The organism is bacterium, from assembly GCA_035703895.1.
Lineage (GTDB): Bacteria > Sysuimicrobiota > Sysuimicrobiia > Sysuimicrobiales > Segetimicrobiaceae > Segetimicrobium.
Window position 1 is genome coordinate 1 of the sequence record DASSXJ010000043.1, and the last position, 20,009, is coordinate 20,009.

18 protein-coding genes are annotated in these 20,009 nt (G+C 66.6%); all 18 read left to right on the forward strand.

The window, feature by feature from the left end; genetic code table 11:
* Positions 1-870 (forward strand): ABC transporter permease (locus VFP86_03245; GenBank protein HET8998640.1); only part of this gene is annotated, 870 nt, incomplete at its 5' end.
* 65 nt (positions 871-935) lie between these two features.
* Positions 936-1,826 (forward strand): ABC transporter permease, encoded by an 891-nt coding sequence (locus VFP86_03250; protein HET8998641.1) that lies wholly within the window; start codon positions 936-938, stop codon positions 1,824-1,826.
* A gap of 57 nt (positions 1,827-1,883) precedes the next feature.
* Positions 1,884-3,659 carry an ABC transporter substrate-binding protein gene (locus tag VFP86_03255; protein ID HET8998642.1) on the forward strand — a complete coding sequence of 592 codons (1,776 nt, stop codon included), beginning with the start codon at positions 1,884-1,886 and terminating at the stop codon, positions 3,657-3,659.
* A 109-nt stretch (positions 3,660-3,768) separates the two neighbouring features.
* On the forward strand, positions 3,769-5,355 hold the full coding sequence (locus tag VFP86_03260) for a fatty acid--CoA ligase (protein HET8998643.1): 1,587 nt from the start codon (positions 3,769-3,771) through the stop codon (positions 5,353-5,355).
* Between the two features lie 13 nt (positions 5,356-5,368).
* Entirely contained in the window at positions 5,369-6,403 is a 1,035-nt protein-coding gene (locus VFP86_03265; GenBank protein ID HET8998644.1) for an enoyl-CoA hydratase/isomerase family protein, read from the forward strand.
* Positions 6,404-6,417: 14 nt separating this feature from the next.
* Complete coding sequence (locus tag VFP86_03270) at positions 6,418-7,593, forward strand: acetyl-CoA C-acyltransferase (GenBank protein ID HET8998645.1); 1,176 nt, start codon at positions 6,418-6,420, stop codon at positions 7,591-7,593.
* A 66-nt stretch (positions 7,594-7,659) separates the two neighbouring features.
* Positions 7,660-8,877, forward strand: a complete 1,218-nt coding sequence (locus VFP86_03275) for an ABC transporter substrate-binding protein (protein ID HET8998646.1) — start codon at positions 7,660-7,662, stop codon at positions 8,875-8,877.
* Positions 8,878-8,896: 19 nt separating this feature from the next.
* Positions 8,897-9,751, forward strand: a complete 855-nt coding sequence (locus tag VFP86_03280) for a branched-chain amino acid ABC transporter permease (GenBank protein HET8998647.1) — start codon at positions 8,897-8,899, stop codon at positions 9,749-9,751.
* Between the two features lie 43 nt (positions 9,752-9,794).
* On the forward strand, positions 9,795-10,766 hold the full coding sequence (locus VFP86_03285) for a branched-chain amino acid ABC transporter permease (GenBank protein HET8998648.1): 972 nt from the start codon (positions 9,795-9,797) through the stop codon (positions 10,764-10,766).
* Positions 10,754-11,497, forward strand: coding sequence for an ABC transporter ATP-binding protein (locus VFP86_03290; protein HET8998649.1), 744 nt, complete (start codon positions 10,754-10,756; stop codon positions 11,495-11,497). Before VFP86_03285 ends, VFP86_03290 begins: the two co-directional genes overlap by 13 nt.
* Entirely contained in the window at positions 11,494-12,207 is a 714-nt protein-coding gene (locus VFP86_03295) for an ABC transporter ATP-binding protein (GenBank protein HET8998650.1), read from the forward strand. Before VFP86_03290 ends, VFP86_03295 begins: the two co-directional genes overlap by 4 nt.
* Before the next feature lie 113 nt (positions 12,208-12,320).
* The gene (gene gatC, locus VFP86_03300; GenBank protein HET8998651.1) at positions 12,321-12,620 is read left to right on the forward strand and encodes an Asp-tRNA(Asn)/Glu-tRNA(Gln) amidotransferase subunit GatC; all 300 of its coding nucleotides are present in this window, start codon (positions 12,321-12,323) and stop codon (positions 12,618-12,620) included.
* A complete protein-coding gene (gene gatA, locus VFP86_03305; protein HET8998652.1) occupies positions 12,617-14,116 on the forward strand; it encodes an Asp-tRNA(Asn)/Glu-tRNA(Gln) amidotransferase subunit GatA in 1,500 nt (499 codons plus the stop codon). The genes gatC and gatA overlap by 4 nt, the downstream gene beginning before the upstream one ends.
* Positions 14,116-15,573: an Asp-tRNA(Asn)/Glu-tRNA(Gln) amidotransferase subunit GatB gene (gene gatB, locus VFP86_03310; protein HET8998653.1), complete on the forward strand. Its 1,458-nt coding sequence runs from the start codon at positions 14,116-14,118 to the stop codon at positions 15,571-15,573. The genes gatA and gatB overlap by 1 nt, the downstream gene beginning before the upstream one ends.
* A 91-nt stretch (positions 15,574-15,664) precedes the next feature.
* On the forward strand, positions 15,665-16,972 hold the full coding sequence (gene rlmD / locus VFP86_03315; protein ID HET8998654.1) for a 23S rRNA (uracil(1939)-C(5))-methyltransferase RlmD: 1,308 nt from the start codon (positions 15,665-15,667) through the stop codon (positions 16,970-16,972).
* Positions 16,973-17,032: 60 nt separating this feature from the next.
* Complete coding sequence (locus VFP86_03320; protein HET8998655.1) at positions 17,033-17,257, forward strand: hypothetical protein; 225 nt, start codon at positions 17,033-17,035, stop codon at positions 17,255-17,257.
* Positions 17,258-17,279: 22 nt separating this feature from the next.
* Positions 17,280-17,618, forward strand: coding sequence for a type II toxin-antitoxin system PemK/MazF family toxin (locus VFP86_03325; GenBank protein ID HET8998656.1), 339 nt, complete (start codon positions 17,280-17,282; stop codon positions 17,616-17,618).
* Positions 17,619-17,696: 78 nt separating this feature from the next.
* On the forward strand, positions 17,697-20,009 hold a 2,313-nt coding region (dnaE, locus tag VFP86_03330), incomplete at its 3' end, for a DNA polymerase III subunit alpha (GenBank protein HET8998657.1).

The following is a 20,009-nucleotide window of genomic DNA, read 5'->3' on the forward strand; positions in this document are numbered from 1 at the left end:
ATCACGAAGTATCATCTGGACCAACCGGTCTACGTGCAGTACTGGGACTGGCTCCGCCAGGTGCTGCACGGGGACCTGGGGTGGTCCGAGACCGCTCGTGAGCCGGTGGCCGACGCCATCCGGGGGTTCTTCCCCGCGACCCTGGAACTGGGGTTCTATGCCTTCATCTGCATCCTCACCTTTGGCATCTGGCTCGGCACCTCCTCGGCCGTGCACCGGGACAAGCTGATCGACCACATCAGCCGGTTTACGTCTATCAGCGGCTATTCGCTGCCGACGTTTGTCTGGGCGCTCCTGCTGCTCATGCTGTTCTACGGCCAGCTCGGATGGTTTCCCCCGGGCCGACTGTCGCTCGAGGCCGATCAGTTCGTCCGCAGCGGCCGGTTTCACGTCTATACCGGTCTCATGACGGTGGACGCGGTGCTGAACCGGCAGTGGTGGATCGTCTGGGACGCGGCCAAGCACCTGGTGCTGCCCGTCACGACGCTGACCTATTTCCTGACGGCCGTCCTCGTCCGGATCACCCGGTCCTCGATGCTCGAGACGCTCCGCACCGACTACGTGCGGACCGCCCGGGCCAAGGGTCTGCCGCAGAGGGCCGTCGTCGACAGGCACGCGCGCCGCAACGCGCTCATCCCCGTGATCACGCTGGCGAGTCTGTTGTTTGTCGGGCTCCTCAGCGGGGTGGTGATCACGGAGACCGTCTTCAACTATCCGGGCATCGGCCGGTGGGGCGTCGGCGCGAGCCAGCAACTCGACATTCCCGCGGTCACGGGGTTTGCCCTGATCTTCGCCGGGATCCTCGTTGTGGGGAACCTCTGCGCGGACGTCCTGTACGCCGTCGTGGACCCGCGGATCCGGCTGCATTGAGCGCGGTCCGATCCTCGTCCTCGACCCCAAGCTTCCCGCTTTCGCCGGCCCGCGCGCGCCCGCGGATGGCGGAGACCGGCTGGCACCGGACGGTCCGGCGGTTTCGCTCGACCCCGATGTCGATGCTGGGCCTGTTGATCGTCGCGTTGTTCGTCGTCCTGGCGCTGCTGGCCCCATTTCTCACGCACCCGACCGAGCGGAACCCATTCATGATCCCACACGAGGGGTACGCGAGCGATCCCCATCCGCCGAGCCCGCGCCATCCCTTCGGGACGACGGAGGAGCAGTTCGACCTCTACTACGGAGTCATCTGGGGGGCCCGCACCGCGTTCATCGTCGCGCTCACCGTCGTCGCCTCCGCGGTCGTCGTCGCGCTCCTTCTCGGGAGTCTGAGCGGCTTTTACGGCGGATGGATCGACGAGGTCGTGATGCGGGTCACCGATATCTTCCTGGCCTTCCCCGGGTTGATCCTGGCCGTCGTGATCGTCGCGGTGCTGGGACAGAACGTGCGGAACGCCATCATCGCGATCGCGATTGTGGAGTGGCCGACCTACACACGGCTCCTTCGGGGCGAGTTCCTGCGGGTCCGGGATATCGAGTTTGTGCAGGCGGCCCGCGCGCTCGGGGCCGGTGATCTTCGCATTATCGGCCGGCACGTGATTCCGAACACGCTCTATCCGATGCTGATCCTCGCCTCGCTGAACATCGGGAGCATCGTGATCACCTTTGCCGCGCTCTCGTTCCTGGGCCTGGGCGCGCCTCCCGGGTATGCCGACTGGGGGCAGCTCATCAACCTCTCTCACAACTGGATCGCGGGCACCCCGGGCCACGCCTTCGTGTTCTGGTATACGCTGATCGTGCCGGGCGCCGCGATCTTCCTGTTCGTCCTTGGGTGGAACCTGCTCGGGGACGCGTTCCGCGACATCTTCGACCCGCGCCTTCAGGGAAGCCGGTAGCGATCCGTCGTCAGCAGGTCCGATCCGAAAACTGAATGCAGAGGGGGAGGGGAGACCATGCGCCTATTCCACTACACATCCCGCGCGGCGGCATTGTGCTGCGCCGTGTTCCTGATCGCATCGCTTGGCCCAGGCATCGCCCGGGGAGCGGGGGAGGCGATCAAGAATCCGGACACCATCCTCGAGCTCGGGTTCGGCGACGTCAGCAGCCTCGACCCGGCGCTGGCGTACGACATCTATTCCTACGAGCCGATCTGGCCAAACGTGTACGAGACGCTGATCATGTACGGCGGGTCGTCGCTCGACAAGTTTTCCCCCATGCTGGCCACAGCGGTGCCCAGCCTGGCGAACGGGTTGATCAGTGCGGACGGCCTCACGTATACGTTCCCGCTCCGCAAGGGGGTGAAGTTCCACGACGGCTCGGTGATGACGCCCGACGACGTCCGGTACTCGATTCAGCGGTTCCTCCTTCAAGATCAGGCCGGCGGGCCGGGGTGGCTCCTCCTCAGTCCGCTGCTCGGAGTCGACAGCACCCGGGACGACAAGGGCAAGATACAGGTCACGTACGCCGACGTGGCCAAGGCGGTGAGCGTGAAGGGCGACTCGATCGTCTTCCGGCTGAAGAAGCCGTTCGCGCCGTTTCTCACGATCATCGCCGCCTGGACGGCCGTCATGCCCAGGGCCTGGGCGGCCGCGCACGGTGACTGGGACGGCAGCCCGGCCACCTGGCAGAAGTACAACAATCCCAAGATCGAAGATCGGTACGAGTTCGACCATATGAATGGGACCGGTCCGTTCAAGCTCGAGCGGTGGGACCGGCAGGCCAAACAGGTCATCTTGGTTCGCAACGACGGGTACTGGCGTGCCCCGGCGGCGCTGCGCCGAGTGGTGCTTCAGGCGGTCCCGGAGTTCACCACCCGCCGCCTGCAGCTCCAGCAAGGCGACGCGGACATCGTGGTCGCGTCGCTGAACCAGGAAGTCCAGCTCCGGGGGCTGCCCGGGACCGTCGTGCAGGACAACCTGCCGCAGATCGCGGTGCAGACGCTCCAGTTCAATTTCAAGATCAATACCGAGGCCAACCCTGACGCCGGCTCAGGCAAGCTCGACGGAGCCGGGATCCCGCCGGAGTTCTTTTCTGATATCCACGTCCGGCGCGGATTCGCGTACGCCTTCGATTACGCGTCGAACCTGAGCGGCGCGTACGCGGGGAAGGGGGTCCTCCCCCACGGGCCGATCGTCCAGGGATTGCTGGGGTACGACCCGACGATCCCGGTGTACACCACCAGCCGCGACAAGGCCATCGCCGAGTTCAAGGAGGCCTCGGGGGGCAAGGTCTGGGACACCGGCTTCAAGTTCACGATCCCGTTCACGGCTGGGAACGCGGCGCGGCAGGTGGGCGCCCAGATCGTTAAGGACACCGTCGGGGCGCTGAATCCCAAATTCCAGATCGACTCTCGGGCGGTGCCCGCCAGCACCCTGAACCAATTGCTCTTTGCCCACAAGGGGACGATGTACTTCCTCGGGTGGTTTGCAGATTACCCCGATCCGCACGATTTCGCGCAGCCCTTTCTTTCGTCGAACGGGTACTTCCCGGTCCGCGGCGGATACCGGAATTCCGAGGCAGACCGGCTTATCGAGGAGGCGGTGGGGACGGCGGACCCGGCGAAGCGCAAAGCCCTCTACCGCCAGCTGTCGATGATCGCGTACAACGACCTGCCGTATCTGTTCCTCGTTCAGCCGGTCACCTATTATGTGATGCGATCCTGGGTCCACGGCTGGTACTACAATCCGATCTTTCCCGGGCAGTACTTCTACACGATCAGCAAGCGATAGAAGCGCTGGGCCAACCGGAGACCCAACGTGGAGCGGGGCGGCGCCACGCCGCCCCGCCGTTTGCTCCCGCAACGGTCCGAAACACGACCGGGCAAAGGAGGCGCCGCGAATGTTTGTGCCGCTGTCGCCGCTGGAGTTTCGGAGGCGGGCTGAGCGTCTCTTTGGACGCAAGGTGGGGGTCGTCGATGGGCCGCGGCGCTATACCTACGCCGAGTTTGGCGAACGCTCCCGGAGGCTGGCCGGGGCGCTCACACGGCTCGGGATCAAACCGGGCGACGTGGTCTCGTTCCTGACGTACAACACCCACCATCTGCTGGAGGCGTACTTCGGGGTTCCGCAGGCCCGGGCGATTCTCAACCCTCTCAACATCCGGCTGCGCCCGCAGGAGATCGCGTCCATTCTCAACCACGCGAAATCCCGGGCGCTCTTTTTCCACAACGATTTCACGTCCGCCGTCGCGGAGATGCGACCCAACTTGGAGACGGTCGGGGAGTTCGTGGGTCTCGAAATCGACGGGCCTGCGCCTTTCCAGACCCGCGACTACGAGGGCTTCCTCGCCGGATCCCCACCACTTGGGGAGGATCCCGAAGTGGATGAGAACAGCCCAGCCGAGGTCTTCTATACAAGCGGCACCACGGGCAAACCCAAGGGCGTCATCCTCACCCACCGGACGCTCTATCTGCACGCGCTGTATACCGTGATCGCGCACTCCACCACTGATGCGGACGTCTTCCTCCACGTCGTCCCGATGTTTCACGTAAACGGCTGGGGAGTCCCGCACGGCGTCACAGCTGTCGGGGGGGTCCACGTCCTGCTCCGCAAGATCGACCCCGTGGAGATCTTCCGCCTCATCGAGCGGGAGCGCGTCACCAGGCTCGCGGGTGTGCCGGCGATCTACAACGCGCTGCTCAACCACTCCGACATCGGGAGGTACGATCTCGGCAGCCTCCGGCTGGCGACCACCGGTGGCGCCCCTGCGTTCCCCCTGCTGATCAAGGCGATGGAGGAGAAGCTGGGGTGCGAGGCCATGGTCGGGTATGGCCTCACCGAGACTTCCCCGGTGTTGACCCTGGCGCGTCCCAAGACGCACCTGAGCGCGGAGACCCCGGAACGGCGCCTGGAGCGCCGGTCAACCACCGGGTATGCGATCCCCGGCGTCGAAGTCCGGGTCGTGGACGAGCGGGGCCGCGACGTTGCGGCCGACGGCGCGACCGTCGGGGAGATCGCGGTCCGCGGCAACGTCGTGATGGAGGGCTATCTCCATGATCCTGAGGCCACCGCCAAGGCGATCCGCGACGGGTGGTTCTACACGGGGGACATGGCCACGATCGACGGTGAGGGTTACCTCAACATCGTCGACCGCAAAAAAGACATCATCATAAGCGGCGGCGAGAACATCTCGTCGGTCGAGGTAGAGAACGCCTTGGTCGTCCACCACGCCGTGTATGAGTGCGCCGTCGTGGCCGTCCCCGACGACCAATGGGGCGAGGTCGCCAAGGCGCTGGTCGTCCTCAAGCCGGGGGCGAACGCCTCCGAGCAGGAATTGATCCAGTTCTGCCGGGACCGGCTGGCTCACTTCAAGGCGCCGAAATCGGTGGAGTTCTTCGAGGCGTTGCCGAAAGGCGGCACCGGCAAGATTCTAAAGGCGCACCTGCGCGAGCCGTACTGGGCCGGGCGCGCCAAACGCGTGAATTGAGGACGGGCCCTCGGTGGTGGGGTCGCTGGGCAGCGGTGAGCAGGGGGAGACGATCCTGAACGATCGTTCGGAGGTCGGTCGCGAGATCGAACGCAATGCCTCCGCGTCCCTGGTCGACCTCGGCGGGGGCGCCGCGTGCGTGGTGTTCCATTCCAAGCTGAACACGCTCGACCTCGACATCGTCCAGATGCTGGATACCGCCCTTGATCGTCTGGAGCGCGACTTCGCCGCCCTCGTGATCGGAAACCCGGCCAAGGATTTTTCGGTCGGCGGAAATTTGCAATTGCTCGTGCTCGGCGCTGCGGAAGGGAGATGGGACGAGATCGACCGAGCGGTCCGGCAGTTCCAGTACGTCACCCTGCGCATCCGGAAAGCACCGAAGCCGGTGATCGGTGCCCCTTCCGGCCGGACTCTCGCAGGTGGAGCAGAGCTCTGTCTTGCCTGTGCGCGCCTGCAGGCGGCTGCGGAGACGTACATGGGGCTTGTCGAGACCGGGGTGGGTCTGGTCCCCGCCGGCGGCGGGACGATGGAGATGGTGAAGCGGGCCCAGGCGCGCATCCCGGCAGAGGTCGCCGCCGACCTGCTGCCGCTCGTCCAGTGGACGTTCGAGACCATCGCGCTGGCCAAAGTGTCCCGGTCGGCAAGTGAGGCCCGGGCGTGGGGCTATCTGCGCGAGCACGACGGCATCACCACGAACGCCGGCCGGTTGATCGAGGACGCTAAGGATGCGGCGCTGGCCGTCGCCCGGCTCGGCTACCGGCCCTCGGGGCCGGGCCGCATCCGTGTGATCGGACAGCGCGGCCGGGCAGCGCTCTGGGCTCTGCTCTATAATCTGAAGGCCGGCGGCCACATCACCCCCTACGACGAGGTCGTCGGGAGGAAGCTCGCCCACGTCATGGCCGGAGGGGATGTCCCCGAAGGGGCGTGGGTGTCCGAGGAGTACCTGCTGGACCTGGAGCGGGAGGCCTACCTGAGCCTGCTGGGGGAGGCCAAGACACAGGAACGAATCCGCCATCTGTTGCGGACCGGCACGCCGCTCCGCAACTAGGGGAGAAGATGCCGATGCGGGACGCCGTGATCGTCTCGGCCGTCCGGACCGCGGTCGGCAAGGCGCCGCGGGGGACGTTGAAGGATACCCGGCCGGACGAGATGGCCGCGGTAGTGATCCGAGAGGCGGTGCGGCGGGTGCCCGGGCTTGCCCCCGACGCCGTGGAGGACGTCGTGCTCGGCTGCGCGATGCCCGAGGGGGAACAAGGGCTCAACGTGGCCCGCGTCGCCTCATTGCGCGCCGGCCTCCCGGTAGGGACCTCGGCCCAGACCGTGAACCGCTTTTGCTCGTCAGGCCTCCAAGCCATCGCGATCGCATCCTACGAGGTGATGGTTGGCCAGGTGGATGTAGCCGTGGCGGGCGGGGTCGAGAGCATGAGCCTCGTGCCGCGGCGAGGGAACAAGTACGCGCCGAACCCGCACTTGGCCGCGGAGTGGCCGGAGGTGTTCATCTCGATGGGCCTGACCGCGGAGAATGTGGCCCGGCGGTTCAACATCTCTCGCGTCGATCAGGATGCGTTCAGCCTGCGCAGCCACGAGCGCGCGGCGGCCGCCCGGGCCTCGGGCCGTTTCCGGGACGAGGTGGTCCAGCTCGCCGTGATGCGGTGGGAGGAGGAGGATGGGCGTCCGCGCGGGCGCGAGACCGTGTTCGAGGTCGACGAGGGAGTCCGCCCCGACACCTCGCTGGACCGGCTCGCGGCGTTGGCTCCTGCGTTCGCCCGTGACGGGACGGTGACGGCGGGCAACTCGTCGCAGACGAGTGACGGCGCAGCGGCCGCGGTCGTCATGGCCGGTGAGGTCGCGGAGCGGCTCGGTGTGCGGCCGCTCGGCATCTTCCGCTCGTTCGCCGTAGCGGGGGTGGCCCCGGAGGTCATGGGCGTGGGACCCGTGGAGGCGGTCCCGAAAGCGCTCAATCACGCGGGGGTCCGCCTCCAGGACGTCGACCTCATCGAGTTGAACGAGGCGTTCGCCGCACAATCGCTCGCGGTGATCCGGGTCCTCGACCTGGACGAGGAGCGGCTGAACGTGAACGGGGGTGCCATCGCCCTCGGGCACCCGCTGGGGTGCTCCGGGGCGCGGATGACGGCGACGCTCTTGCACGAAATGCGGCGCCGGCGGGCGCGGTATGGGGTGGTGACGATGTGCGTCGGCGGAGGCATGGGCGCTGCCGGCGTCTTCGAACGACCGTAGCGAGAGGTGCCGGAAGAGACGGCAGGTAAGATACTTTGGCCCACCAACCGAAGGGAGGGGAAAGCGATGAGGCGATGGGGAGCGCTCGTAATCGTCGCGGCCCTGATCGCGATCGGGCCGTCCGGCGCAGGCGCGCAGGCGCCGTTGATCAAGGTAGGTGTCCCGGGTCCTCTGCAACTGGCCGTCGGGCAAGGTATTGTGTACGGTTTGGAGCTCGCCGCCGGTGAGATCAACGCCGCCGGGGGGATTCTCGGACGCAAGCTCACCCTGGTGCCGGAGGACGAGGCCGAGAATCCCGAGGTCGGCATCGCCGCCATCCGCAAGCTGATCGAGAGCAACAAGGTCGACGTCCTGATCGGGGGACAGACGAGCGGCGTCGTCCTCGCGCAACTCCCGCACATTTCCCGCGGCAAGATCATCTACCTGGGGGTGGGAGCCTCTTCGCCGCTGATCACCGAGCAGGTCAGAAAGGACTACGCCAACTTCAAGTACCTCTTTCGAGTCACTCCGGTGAACTCCACGTACCTGGGCTTCGCCCTCGCCGACTTCGTCGACGAGTTCGTCAAGACCGAACTCAAGGCGACGAAGATCGCGATCGTCGGGGAGAACCTGGTCTGGGTGCAGGGGGTGCTCCCGGCGATGGAACGCCGGCTCGCCGAGAAGCAGGGCCTCCAGGTCGTCTACAAGGAGCTGTTCGACGTCCGGACCACGGACTTCAGCCCCATGTTCGCCAAGGCGCGCGCCGCCGGAGCCCAATTCGTCGTCCCCCTCATGTCCCACGCGTCCTCCGATGTGGTGGTGAAGGCCTACGCGTCCCTCAAGGTTCCGGTTCCCTGGGGCGGCATCGACGTGAAGCAACAAGAAGCCGACGCCTGCGAGAAGCTCGGCGGCGCCTCGGTGGGAGAGGTCATCCTGTTCGGGAGCCCGCCGCTCAAGGTGGCCGTCACACCGAAGTCGATTCCGTTTCTTGAGAAGTACACCGATCGGTTCAAGCGTGCGCCCGTCTACACCTCGTTCGGCGCGTACGACGCGATGTATATCTACAAGGCGGCCGTGGAGAAAGCGCAGACGCTCGACCCGGAGAAGGTCATTCCATTTCTCGAGAAGACCGACTACGTCGGGGCCAGCGGCCACGTGGTCTTCGACGAGGTGCACGACGTCCGCTACGGCCCTGGGTACGCGGTTGAGACGATGGTGCAGTGGCAGGACGGGTGCAAGCGGGCGTTGATCTGGCCGAGAAACCTCGCCACCGGAAAGTACGCCCCGCTCGCCTGGCTGCGGTAACGGCCGCTCGAGGGCCGGCATGGCAGATGTCCTGATCCTCGGCGCGATCAACAGCGCCATCTACGCCATGCTGGCCCTCGGCTTCACCCTGATCTTTGGGGTCGGCCGCGTGGTCAACCTGGCCCACGGATCGTTCTATGCCATGGGGGTGTACATCGCCTACACCCTGGTGGTCGTGCTCGGCCTTCCGCTCCTGGTCGGGACGGCCGCGGCCGTGCTCGCCGTCGCGGCGGTCGGCCTGGCAATGGACCGAGTGCTGATCCGCCCGCTCCGGCACTCGGTCCTCGCCGTGCTGATCATCACCGTGGTGTTCGCCTTGCTCTCGGAACAAGTGATCTTCGCGTTTTATGGCTACACGTCGCGCAACATTCCCTCGTTCACGACGACCACGCTGAACGTCCTGGGGGTGACCGTCGCCGGTCAGCGCGCCATTGCATTCGCGGTTGGAGGAATCGCGCTCGGCTTGGTTTGGCTCCTCGTCTACCGGACACGCTTCGGCAGCGCCATCCTGGCGGTCGCGCAGGACCGAGAGGCGGCCACGTACCTGGGCATCGATGTGGAACACGTTTCGAGGACGGTCATGGTGCTGTCCGCGGCCCTCGCGGCGACGGCCGGCGTCCTCGTCGCCCCTGTGCTTGTCGTCAGCCCGCAGATGTGGGTCCTGCCGCTCATCAAGTCGTTCGCCGTCGTCATTCTGGGCGGATTGGGGAGCATCCCCGGGAGCCTGCTCGCGTCCGTGCTTCTGGGGTACTCGGAGACCGCAGTCTCACGGTTTGCCAGCAGCGCCCTCTCCGAGCTCGTCCCGCTCGTGTTGATCCTCGTCACCCTCGTGGTCAGGCCGTCAGGGCTGCTTGGCAGACGGATCGAGCTCTAACGGCGGGCGTGAAGCGGCGACCGCGCGATCCCGTGAGGGCGGCGTGGATGAACTGAGCGAGCATCCGCCGGTTCCCGCCGCGATGTCCGGCATGCGCACGGCCGCTCCGGGTGTCGCGGTGTTGCTGGCGCTCGCCCTGGTGCCGTTAGCCGTTCGAGATCGGTACTTCTTGAGCGTGTTTACCCTGGCCAACCTGTACGCGGCGATCGCGGCGAGCTGGGACCTCCTCTCCGGTTACACGGGCCGGGAGAACTTTGGACACGCATTGTTCATCGGCACGGGGGCATACACGGCGGCCCTCCTCAACACGCGTCTCCATCTGTCTCCCGCGCTGGGGATCGCCGCGGGAGGGGTGGTGGTGGTGGCGTTCGCGATCCTTGTGGGCGTGCCCACCCTCAGGCTTCGGGGGCCGTACTTCGCGCTTGCGACCCTCGCGGTCGCGGGAATCATGGAGCGCCTGACGCTCTTGCTGTGGCCGCTCACCGGGGGCGAAGACGGGGTCTACGGCGTCCAGCCGCTGTCGCTCTCAGCGCCCACCACCTACTACGCAACCCTGGCGTTCATGGCGGTGGTGGTGGTCGGGCTCTATTGGGCCACGCGGAGCAAGTGGGGCATGGTCCTGCGTGCGATCCGCGCCAACGAAATGGCGTGCGAGGCCTCCGGGCTCAATACCACGGTCTACAAGATGGGCGCGCTGCTCTTGAGCGCCCTGCCCGCCGGATTGGCGGGCGGGCTGTATGCTCACGTGCAGGAACACGTGGGCCCGTCCGTCTATTCAGCGGCCCTGTCGGTCACCGTGATCATCATGGCCGTCATCGGCGGCATCGGCACCATCTACGGGGCCGCCGCGGGTGGGTTTCTCCTGACGGCGTTGGGGGAGGTCCTTCGCGGGTTCGGGTCGTACCGGCTTCTGCTCTTTTCGGCGATCCTGCTCCCGGTGATTCTGTACTGGCCTGGCGGGGTGATCGTCCAGCTCGTGGGGTGGCTCCGGGAGCGTGAGCGATGGCGCTGCTGACCACGGAAGGGCTGACCAAACGCTTCGGCGGCTTGACCGCGGTGGACGCGGTGACCTTTGCGGTTGAAGCGGGAGACCTCGTCGGGATCATCGGGCCAAACGGCGCCGGCAAGACGACGCTCTTCAGTCTGTTGTCGGGATTCCTCCGCCCCGATCTCGGGGCCGTGGTTTTCAAGGATCGCCGGATCTCGGGCCGCCCGCCGCACCGGATCGTCGACCAAGGGCTGGCCCGGACCTTCCAGGTCGTGCGGCCGTTTACGAACATGACCGTCCTGGACAATGTGGCCACGGCCTGCGTTTCGCCCCGGGCGCGCCGGATGGCCGGCGGTCGGGACGTCTGGCTGCATGCCATGGAGATCATCGCCGCGGTAGAGCTGGAGAAGAAGGCCGCCCAGCCGGTGGAGACCCTTCCGTTCGGGGACCTGCGCCGGTTGGAGATCGCGCGGGCTCTCGCCACGCACCCGGAACTCCTCCTGCTCGACGAACCGTTCTCCGGCCTCAGTATCTTGGAAGCCGCCCCTCTGGTGACGCTCATCGGCACCTTGGCCCGGCGGGGGACGACGATCCTGATCGTCGAGCACAAGCTCCGCGAGCTGATGCAGTTGGTGACACGTGTGATCGTCATGCAGTTCGGTCAGATCATCGCAGAAGGGCCGCCGGCGGTGGTCGCGCAGTCGCCTCGCGTCGTCGAGGCCTATCTGGGTGGAACCATGTCGGTCCCGCTGCGATGACCGCCGTCCTGGATCTCCGTGACCTCCGTGTCGCCTACGGGCGGGCGCTCGCGCTCGACGGGATCACGCTCGCGATCGAGGAGGGAGAAGCCGTCGCCGTCCTCGGTCCGAATGGGGCGGGGAAGACCACCCTCTTACGGGCGATCTCCCGAACGACGCCGGCGACCGGATCCGTCAGGTTCCTCGGCAACGAACTGCTGCGCCTGCCGCCCCATCTGGTCGCTCGGCTGGGCATCGCCCACTGTCCGGAACGCCGGCGTCTCTTTCCCGAGCTCTCGGTGCTGAAGAACCTCCTCCTGGGCGCGTACGGGCGCAGGGATCATCAGGTCCTCGAGGAGGATCTCGAACGAGTCTTCCGTTTGTTCCCCGCGCTCCGGGATCGCCGCCCGCAAATCGCCGCGACCCTCTCGGGCGGTGAGCAACAGATGGTGGCCTTGGGTCGCGCGTTGATGGCCCGTCCCCGGCTGCTCATGCTCGACGAGCCGTCGATCGGATTGGCCCCACTCATCAAAGCCGCGATCCGCGAGAGCCTCCACGAGATATGTCAGGGGGGTATCACCCTCCTCTTAGTGGAGCAGGATGCCGCTTTTGCGCTTTCCCTGGCCAACCGGGCGTACGTCCTGGAGTCGGGACAAGTCAGACTCAGTGGGCCAAGCGAGGCGCTCCGGGGGGATCCACGCGTCAGGGAAGCCTACCTCGGGATCGCCTAGCGGCGGCCGAAGCCTGGGCGTTCACGGCTCCGACGCGCGGACGAATCTTGAGCCGCTTCCCGGCGCTGTGCTACCATGGCACCAATTCGCATTCCCGGGAGGCTTCCCAACGCATGATCGACGATCGCACCGTCGCCCGCGTGGCCCGGCTCAGCCGGCTGGAACTCTCGCCAGAGGAGCTTGAGCGGTTCCGCCATCAACTCGGGGACATCCTGGCGTACGTGCAGCGGCTCAACGCGCTGGATCTCGGCGACGCGCCTCCCGCGGATCATCCGCGGACCGCGGCGAACGTCCTGCGCGAAGACGAGGTCCGTCCGTGCCTCAGCCAGGAGGAGGCGCTCGCCAACGCGCCCGTCGCTGAGAACGGGTACTTCGTGGTCCCCCCGGTGATCATCGAGGAGCCTTCCGAGTGAGCGCGCTTGCCGACCTCACGGCCTGCGACCTCCGCGCAAAGTTTCGCCGGGGCGAGACATCCCCCACGGAGGTCGTCCGGGCGGTGTTCGAGCGCATCGACGCGGAGGACGGGCGGCTCCACGCGTATCTCTATCTCGATCGCGACGCCGCGCTCGCCGAGGCGGCCCGGTGGGATGCCGTGGTGCGCGGGGAGGATGCGCCTCCGCTTGCCGGGATCCCGGTTGCGCTCAAGGACAACATCTGCACGCGGCACTCGCCGACGACGTGCGGGTCCCGGATCCTCGCCGGATTTCGGTCGCCGTACGACGCCACCGTGGTGACGCGCCTCCGTCGATCCGGCGCGATCATCGTGGGCAAAGCGAATTGCGACGAGTTCGCGATGGGCAGCAGCACGGAGAACTCCGCCTACGGACCCACCCGCAACCCCTGGGACGAGACCCGAGTACCCGGCGGCACGAGCGGCGGCCCGACCGCCGCGGTCGCGGCCGGGGAAGCGACCCTGGCCCTCGGGTCGGACACGGGCGGCAGCATCCGCCAGCCCGCGGCGTTCTGCGGCGTGGTCGGGATGAAACCCACCTACGGGCGGGTGTCGCGGTACGGACTCGTCGCGTTCGCGTCCTCGCTCGACCAGATCGGCCCGATCGCCCGGAGCGTGGTGGACGCCGCCCTTCTGCTCGAGGCGATCGCGGGACAGGATCCGGCCGACTCCACCTCCGCGGACGTGGAGGTCCCCGCGTATGCCGACGGCCTCATCACGAGCCTCCGCGGCATGCGGCTCGGCATCGTCAAGGAGTTCTTCGCCGAAGGCCTCGATGCCGGCGTCGCCGCGGCGGTGCGCGAGGCGATCGAGACCTGCCGCGCGCTCGGGGCGGCCTGCGAGGAGGTCTCGCTGCCCCACGCGTCCTACGCGCTGCCGGCGTATTACATCATCGCGCCGGCGGAGGCGAGCAGCAATCTGGCTCGCTACGCCGGGGTCCAGTACGGACACCGGACCGCTGACGCCCCCGACCTGGTGACGCTCTACTCGCGAACGCGGCGCGAGGGGTTCGGCGCCGAAGTGAAGCGGCGGATCATGCTCGGCACCTATGCGCTCTCGGCCGGGTACTACGAGGCATTCTACCTTCGAGCCTTGCGGGTGCGGACGCGGATCCGCCAGGATTTCGATGCGGCGTTCGAGCGGTTCGATGCGCTAGTCGGCCCGGTGACGCCCACGTCGGCGTTCCGCCTCGGCGAGAAGGTCGATGACCCGCTGCAGATGTATCTCTCGGATGTCTATACCGTTCCGCTGAACCTCGCCGGCCTTCCCGGGATCTCGGTGCCCTGCGGGTTTGTGGGCGGGCTTCCGGTGGGCCTGCAGGTCGTTGGCCGCGCCTTCGGCGAGCAGACGATCCTCAACGTGGCGCACGCGTTCGAGCAGGCCACGGAGTTCCACACCAGGCGGCCGCCACGTGGGCGCGCGGCCCGTGGAGCGTCCGCCGCGAAGAGGGCCCCGTAATGGCCCGCGTCGACGCCGGCCTCCGTCATGAGACCGTGATCGGCTTGGAAGTGCACGTGCAGCTCAGTACGGCCAGCAAGATGTTCTGCGGATGCGCCGTCGCGTTCGGCGCCCCGCCCAATACCCGTACGTGTCCCGTCTGCTTGGGGCTGCCGGGATCGTTGCCGGTGCTCAACCGTCGAGCCGTCGACCTCGGCATCCGGACCGCCTTGGCCCTGGGGTGCCACATCAACCCCGTGAGCCAATTTCACCGGAAGAACTACTATTATCCCGACCTGCCGAAGAACTATCAGATCTCCCAATACGAGTACAAGGACCACCCGCCGCTTGCGTCCGGCGGCCTGATGCGCGTGTCCACCGGTGACGAGGTCATGGAGATCGGAATCCGGCGGGTCCATCTTGAGGAAGATACCGGGAAGCTCGTGCACGCGGAGGGCCGAAGCCTGGTCGACTACAATCGCTGCGGCACTCCCCTCATGGAGGTGGTGACCGAGCCCGACCTGCACTCGCCCGAGGAGGCCAGGCTCTTCCTCATCCACCTGCGGGCGATGCTCCAGTTTGCCGAAGTGACGAGCGGCCGGCTGGAGGAGGGCACGCTCCGATGCGACGCCAACCTCTCGCTGCGGCCGGCCGGCGGTCCGCACGGGACGCGCACCGAGATCAAGAACATGAACTCCCTCCGCTCGGTGGAGCGGGCGCTCCGATTCGAGGAAGCCCGGCAGCGGCAGGCGCTCGAGCGTGGCGAGGAGGTCGTGCAGGAGACGCGCCACTGGGATGAAGACCGCGAGGTCACCTTTTCCTCTCGCGAGAAGGAGGAGGCGCAGGACTACCGCTACTTCCCGGAGCCGGACCTCACCCCGCTTCAGATCGACGCGCCGTGGGTCGATCGGATCCGGGCGGGCCTTCCCGAGCTGCCCGAGGCTCGGCGGCGCCGGTTCGTCGAAGCATTCGGCATCCCCGAGCACGATGCGGGGCTGCTCACGGCGACCCGGGCGATGGCGGAGTTCTTTGAGGAGACGGTCAGGCGGTTTGTTAAACCCAAGATCGTCAGCAATTGGCTCATCGGTGACGTCGCTGCGTACCTGAACGCCGCGGGCCGCGAGATTGAGGAACTCCCACTCCGTCCGGACCACCTCGCGGGCCTCTTGATGCTCGTCGACACGGGGAAGCTGAGCGGCCGGTCCGCGAAAGAGGTGCTCGAGGAGATGCTCCGCACCGGACGGCCCGCGGACGCGATCGTCCAGGAGCGGGGCCTGGTGCAGATCAGCGATGAAGCGATGCTGGCCGCCGTCGTGCAGGAGGTGATCGTGGAACACCCCGGGCCGGTGGGGGATGTGCGCGCGGGGAAGGACCAAGCGGTGACCTTTCTGGTCGGCCAGGTGATGAAGAAGACCCGGGGCCGCGCGAACCCGGCGATGGTCAATCGCCTGGTCCGAGAGCAGCTCGGTGTCGCGTAGCCCCGCCCGTCCGGCATCGCCGCGACCGGCGCGGAAACGAGCGGCCCGAGGGATAGGCCCGGCACCCGTTCGGATCGCCCCCGGCCGTGAGATGATCGTCCGGTTTTCACGGATGGGGGCCGGCGGAGAGGCCCTGGCCACGGTTGCGGGAAGAGAAGTCGCCGTGCCCTACGCCGCGCCGGGGGAGGAAGCGGTCATCCGGGTTCTCCGCGTCGAGCGGGGTCGCGCGGAGGGCCGGCTCGTCGCCCTTCGCATCGCCTCACCCAAGGTCGTCAGTCCGCGCTGCCCGCATTTTGGCAGGTGTGGCGGGTGCCAGTGGCAACACCTAGAGTACTCCGCGCAACTCGAGCAGAAGACCGCGCTCATTCAAGAAGCACTCCGGCAGGGCCACCTGTCCGATCGCCCCGTCTCCGATGCCGTCGGCTGGGGGCCGCCCTGGGAGTTTCGCACCCATCTCGAAGCCACAGTCGGCGCCCGTGATGGACGGCGGGTGCTGGGGTTCTTCAGCTGGGGCGGGGACCGGGTCGTTGAGGTCGGCCAGTGCCCCGTCCAGCACCCGTCCAATGTAGCCGCCATGAATGCCGTGCGGACGGCGTGGGAGGCGCTCCGGCCCGTCGCGGGCATCCTCCGGGGGCTGATCAGCCGGGTTGGTGCGGCGTCCGGTGAAGTCATGCTGGGCCTCTCGGTGATGCGGCCATTATCGGTGGCGGAGCGGGGCGTGGTGGTACGCACGTTGCTCGACGCGGTACCGCAGCTCGTGAGCCTGATGGAAGTCCGGGCCCCACGCCGCGGGCATCTCCTCGCCGGACGGCGCGCGGACCTTTTGTGGGGCCGGCCCTACGTCGAAGACGACGTCGCGGGGGTCCGGTTCCACGTGCCCCTGGTGGCCGAGTTCCCCGTAAACCGGCATGCCGTCCCGGGACTCATCGAGCTCATCCTCGGCGCGCTCGACGCCTCGTCCGCGGACACCGTCCTGGAACCCGACGCCGGAATCGGCGGCTACACGCTGCACCTCGCCTTGGCCGCGGGGCGTGTCGTCGCGGTGACGACGGCCGATCAACTCGATGCCGCCTGGGACAACGCCCGGCTCAACCAGATCACGAACTGCCGCTTCTACACTCGAAATCCGGTGCGCGCCCTTGAGAAGATCGCCAAGCGGGAACCCATCCGGCTGGCGTTTCTCCACCCGCCAGGCACGGGGCTTGCGCCCGACCTCCCTCCCGCGCTCCGGCGCGCCGGGATCCAGCGCGTCGCATACCTCGGCCGTGCGCTCGGGGCGCTTGCGAACGATGCGGTCACCCTCGAGCGGGAAGGGTTCCGCATCCGCCGGGTGCAGCCCGTCGACCTCAGTCCACAGACGAGCCGGGTTCACGCGCTCATCAGCGCGTCGATGGTCTGAAGGGTCCAAGTAGTATATACTCACGGTAATACCGGCCGGTTGCGTGCCAGGAGGTGTCCTGTGTCCAAGTTGCTCTCTCTGAAACTGCGGGAGGACGTCCTCCGCGAAGCCGAACAGATCGTTCGCAAGTGCGGCCAGTCGAGAAACGCCTACTTCAACGACGCGATTCAATTCTATAACAAGCTTTGGGAGCGCAAGTTGCTCAAGAAGAGGTTGCGGACGGAGTCCGCTCTTGTTGCTGCGGACTCCATGGAGGTGCTGGAAGCGTTCGAGCAAGTCGGCTGAGCCTGCCTGACCCGTCGCGCAAATGGAGATCAAGAAGTGGCACGTGTATTTGGCAAACCTGAATCCTCAACTGGGTTCTGAACCCGGCAAGGTGCGACCGGTCGTTGTTGTGCAAACCGACCTCCTGAATGGTGTGCATCCCTCGACAGTCATCTGCCCGCTCACCACCAAGGTTCGGCCGCGGGCGCAATTCTTGCGAGTCCACCTCGCGTCCGGCGAAGCCGGTTTAAAGCAACCTTCCGATGTCATGGTGGATCAGGTTCGGGCCATCGACAACCGCCGGTTGCTCCGGTCGATCGGCGCGATTCGACGAAGCAGTCAGACCGCACTTGCCCGTAACCTGTTTCTGCTCTTCTCGTGAGTCGCCGAGCGAAGCAGGGACTCCGGCGCCGATACACGAATCACACAGGGGCCCAGGGATTTCGGAGGACGACCGCGCATGCCCGCTGAGTTTGTCCACTGCCATCTCCACACCGAATATTCTCTGCTCGATGGTGAAGGCCGGATCGCCACGCTGATGCAGCGGGCCCAGAAGCTCGGGATGCCCGCGGTGGCGCTCACGGACCATGGAGCGTTGTACGGGGCGATCGAGTTCTACGAGCAGGCCCGTATCCACGGCATCAAGCCCATCATCGGCATCGAAGCGTACGTGGCCCCCCGCGGGATGGGGGACAAAGACCCCAGGCTCGACGCGTCGGCCTACCACCTCGTCCTGCTGGCCGCAAACAACGTGGGCTACAAAAACCTCATCGCGCTCACGACCGCCGCGCATCTGGACGGGTTCTACTACAAGCCGCGGATCGACCACGACCTGCTGAGCCGGCACGCCGCCGGGTTGATCGGGTTGTCCGCGTGTCTCCAGGGAGAAGTGCCTCGGGCGCTGCTGCGGGGAGACGCCAAGGAAGCCCGCAGGATCGCGACGACCTATCGCGATCTCTTGGGGGTCGGGAATTTCTACTTGGAGATCCAGAACCACGGGCTTCCCGACCAGCACACGGTCGCGCAGGGCATCCTGCCCATCGCCCGCGATCTCAACCTCCCGATCGTCGCGACCAACGACGTGCACTATGTCTCCCGAGACGAGGCCGACGCCCAGGACGTCCTGATGTGCATCCAGATGGGGCTCGCGCTCGATCAGAAGGACAAGCCTCGGATGGGCGAGACTCCGGAGTTCTTCCTGAAGAGCGTGGCCGAGATGGCGGCGCGGTTTTCCGAGATCCCCGAGGCGCTGGCCAACACAGTGGCGATCGCTGAGCGATGCCACCTCGAGATCGACACCGGCACACTCAATCTGCCGCACTTTCCCGTCCCCGAGGGGGAGACGCCGGATTCCTACCTGCGCGCGCTGTGCGAGGCGGGGGTGCGCCGTTTGTACGGCGCGGTCACCCCCGTGCTGCAGGAGCGCCTGGATTATGAACTCAGCGTGATCACCAAGATGGAATATGCCGCCTACTTCTTGATCGTCCAAGACTTCGTGAATTTCGCGCGCCGGAGCGGCATCCTGACCACCGTCCGGGGCTCGGCGGCCGGGAGCCTTGTGCTCTATGCCTGCAGCGTGACGGACGTAGACCCGCTGGCCTACCGGCTGCCGTTCGACCGGTTCTTGAACCTCGAACGGTACACGATGCCCGACATCGATGTGGATTTCATGGACAGCCGTCGCGACGAAGTCATCAAGTACGTGATGGACAAGTACGGTGCCGACCGGGTCGCGCAGATCATCACATTCGGGACGATGGGGGCGCGCGCGGCGATTCGCGACGTCGGCCGGGTGATGGGCCTGCCGTATGGAGACGTCGATCGGATCGCCAAGCTGATCCCGGGTCCCTTCGTCACGCTCAAGGAGGCGATCGACGCCGAGCCCGAGCTCCGCGCCGCCGCGCAAGACAACGACCAGGTCCGCCGGCTCCTGGATCTGGCGCAGAAACTCGAAGGGGTGGCCCGCCACGCCAGCACCCACGCGGCGGGCGTCATCATTTCCCGCGATCCGCTGATCGAGCAGGTCCCGCTGCAGCGCGCCACCAAGGGCGACCTCGTCATGACCCAGTACGACATGAACAGCGTCGCCTCGATCGGCCTGCTGAAGATGGACTTCCTCGGTCTGACGAACCTGACGATTCTGGACACCGCGATCCATTTGATCCGGGAGACGCGGGGGGTCGAGATCGATCTTCAGCGGATATCGCTCGACGACCAACCGACCTATGAACTGCTCGCCTCCGGGGAGACCACGGGGATCTTCCAGTTAGAAGGTCGCGGGATGCGCCGGTATCTCAAGGACCTCCGTCCGGACCGGATCGAGGACGTCATGGCGATGGTCGCGCTGTTCCGCCCCGGCCCCATGGCGAACATTCCGTCCTACATCCGGCGGAAGCACGGCATGGAACCCGTGACGTACCTCCATCCGTCGCTCGAGCCGGTGCTCAGCGAAACCTATGGCGTGATGGTGTACCAGGAAGACATCATGACCGTGGCCCAAGCCGTGGCCGGCTATACGCTGGCCGAGGCGGACGTGCTGTGCTATGCGATCCGAAAGAAGATCAAGGATCGGTTGCTCGCGCAGCGAGAGAAGTTTGTGGCCGGCGCCCGCAAAAACGGCGTCCCCAAGCGCATCGTCGATCAGATCTTCGAGCAGTTCGAGCCGTTTGCTCGATATGGGTTCAACCGGGCGCACGCCGCCTGCTACGGTTTGATCGCGTATTACACAGCCTATCTGAAGGCGCATTTCCCGGCGGAGTATATGACGGCGGTG